At 67.2% G+C, this 2625-nt stretch carries 3 protein-coding genes; all 3 read right to left on the bottom strand.

The genetic code is table 11. The features are described 5' to 3' along the window. The coding region (locus tag EN994_RS26290) for a phage tail protein (RefSeq protein ID WP_127307934.1) at window positions 1–1116 on the bottom strand (1116 nt) is incomplete at its 3' end. 109 nt (window positions 1117–1225) lie between these two features. Next, window positions 1226–1942 (bottom strand): uroporphyrinogen-III synthase, encoded by a 717-nt coding sequence (locus tag EN994_RS26285; RefSeq protein ID WP_063169517.1) that lies wholly within the window; start codon window positions 1940–1942, stop codon window positions 1226–1228. 1 nt (window position 1943) lies between these two features. Next, window positions 1944–2625, bottom strand: a 682-nt coding sequence (hemC, locus tag EN994_RS26280) for a hydroxymethylbilane synthase (RefSeq protein WP_127307933.1), incomplete at its 5' end; no start/stop codon positions are given.

Genomic DNA, 2625 nt, shown 5'->3' with positions numbered 1-2625 from the left:
CTTTTCGGCATAGGGGCGCAGTGCCGCAAGCTGCGGCGCATCAGGCGAAATCGCGGCGAGGGTTTCGAGTTCGGCCGAAAACGGCCCGCCACGCTCAAGCGCCGCCTTCAAGGCCGACGCCGCGATGGCAAGCGCGATCTTCGGCTGTCCCGCCGCCGCCTCGACCTTGCCGGACAGCTGCGACACAGACTGCTCCAGCGCTTTCAGCCGGCCATCCTGCGCGGTAGCCGCCTCGCCGGCCGACTTCACCTGCGCGTCGAGGCCTGCCAGTTTTTCGGTGAGCGGACCAAGATCGACCGGCGCCGCGCTGCCCGCCTTGCCGAGGGCGGCGACCGCCGTCTCGATCTGCGCGACCTTGTCGCCCAGTGCGGTGACGCCGGCCGCGTCGCCTGCTCCACCTTTCTCGACAGCCGATTTCAGCGCCGCGACATCAGCCTTGACCTGCTCCAGGCCCGAGGACAGCCCGACCATCTTCGCCGCTGCATCGCCGTTGCCGCCGGCGTCCTTCAAGCCGGCGATTTCGGTCTTCAGCGAGGCGATGTCGCCATTGACGCCATCGAGCGAGACGCTGGCGCCGGAGCCCGGCGCGCCGAGCAGGCCGGCAAATTGCAGCCCGCCGGCGCCGACCAGCGCGATGACGCCGCCGATGATGCCGGCGGCGATGCCGTTGAGGCCGCCACGCTTTTCAGGGGCTGGCGCCATTTTCTCGTCCTGTGTCTCGGCTTTTGCCTTGTTGCCGTCGGTCTGCGCTGCCGACGCGTCGTCGAAACTGTAGTCGAAGGTTTTGGCGCGGTTGGGCGGCGCATCCGAACCGGGATAAGGCAGCTCTGGCTCGGCGGCTTTGGCTCCGCCATGCGCCGGCGCTTGCCCTTCCGCACCTGCGGCGCCATCGGCATGCTCCCACGGCTCGAGATCGGTCTGGTCGGCATGAACCGGCTCTTCGGGAACCTCGGGCTGCGAAGCGTTCGCTGCTTCCTCGGCCTTCGCCTCGTCTGTCTGCGCCTCCTGCGTGGCGGCGTCCTCGTCGGCGATGCGTGAGACGGCGCCCGGCTCGAGATCGATGGTCACCGGCTCGCGGCGGCTTTTCGAGTGTCGCATCTTCGGCGTCTTGACCATGCCTGGGCTCCGCACATTCGCTTCGTCTCAACGCCTGGCGGCGCATGATGGTTCAGAAAGGGTCTAGCACATCACCAAGCGGTGAAAAGGGGCGGTGTGATGACGCGGCTCAGCGCGGCGCCTGCAAAAGCGCCAGCAATGCCTCCTCGTCAGGTTGCGCGGCAATGCGGATCCTTTCGCCGGCGGCATCGTCGAAGGCTGCGGCGATCCGCGTGGAAAGCGCAAAAACCCATGTTTTTTCGAAGAGACCGCGCAGAGCGGGCCGTCTTGCCAACATCTGCATCGCCGCCGCCGCCTTGGCTGAATAGAGCAATACCGCGTCGGCAGGTTGCCCCGACAGGCGTTCGAGGGTGACTTCGTCCGGATAACCCACTGTCAGCGTGTCATAGGTCTCGACGGCGTGGACCCGAACGCCCGCCGTCCCGAGCCTCTGTTCGAACGCCGGAAAACGCACGCGCCCGCAGAGGTAGACAATCGTCTTTCCAGAAAAATCGGCAGCGAGAACGTCGGCCAGCGCCTCGGCATCGCCGGGGCCTTCACTGACCGACAAAAACCCCGCTTTGCGGGCAGCTTCCGCAGTCCGCCTGCCGACGGCATGACAAGGCAAGGCGGCGAGCGTCGCGATGATTTCTTCCGGCGCATGGCGCATGGCATTGGCGCTTGTGACGGCCACCGCGACGGCATCGTCCGGGATCAGTCCGGCGGCGACAGGCAACGCCTTTGTTTCGGTCAGGGGCAAAAGAACCGGCTGAAAACCTGCCTCCTCCAGCCGATGCGCTGTGCGCGAAGCACCCGGTTCCGGCCTGGTCACCAGGACGCGAAGCATTTCAGAGCCAGCCGTCGAAGAACTTTTCGCCGGCCCTGGCGCGCACGCTCCGGGCCGCTTCGCCGCCGATCCGGGCGGCGTCTTGCGCCGGTCCCTGCAGTTCGACCGTGTGTGACTGCGTGCCGTCGGGCGAGATGATCAGCCCGGCAAAAGACAGTTTTCCGGCCTCGATCGCCGCATAGCCGGCGATCGGCGTGCGGCAGGAGCCATCGAGCGCCGCCAGGAAGGCACGCTCGCAGGCCAGCGCCTGGCCGGTCGGCACATCATGGACGGCCGCCAGCATCTTTTCGACATCGCGGTCGCCGATACGGGTTTCGATGCCGATCGCGCCTTGCCCCGGCGCCGGCGGGAAGACATCGAGCGGTATCAGGTCGGTGACGACATGCTCGAGCCCAAGCCGCTTCAGCCCGGCATAGGCCAGGATCGTGCCGGCGGCGACGCCTTCGTCGAGCTTGCGCAGCCGCGTCTGCACATTGCCGCGGAACATCACCACGTCGAGATCCGGCCGCATCCGGCGGATCAGCGCTTGCCGCCGTAGCGACGACGAGCCGACTTTCGCCCCGCGCGGCAGTTCGGCGATCGTCTTCGCCGCTTTGCCGACAAAGGCGCCGCGTGCGTCCTCGCGCGGCAGGAAGGCCGACAGTTCGAGGCCGTCGGGCAGTTGCGTCGGCATGTCTTTCGAC

The organism is Mesorhizobium sp. M7A.F.Ca.CA.002.09.1.1 (assembly GCF_003998555.1).
Classification (GTDB): Bacteria; Pseudomonadota; Alphaproteobacteria; order Rhizobiales; family Rhizobiaceae; genus Mesorhizobium; species Mesorhizobium ciceri.
The sequence above is the reverse complement of the archived record's forward strand: the minus strand, read 5'-3'. Positions and strand labels throughout refer to the sequence as shown.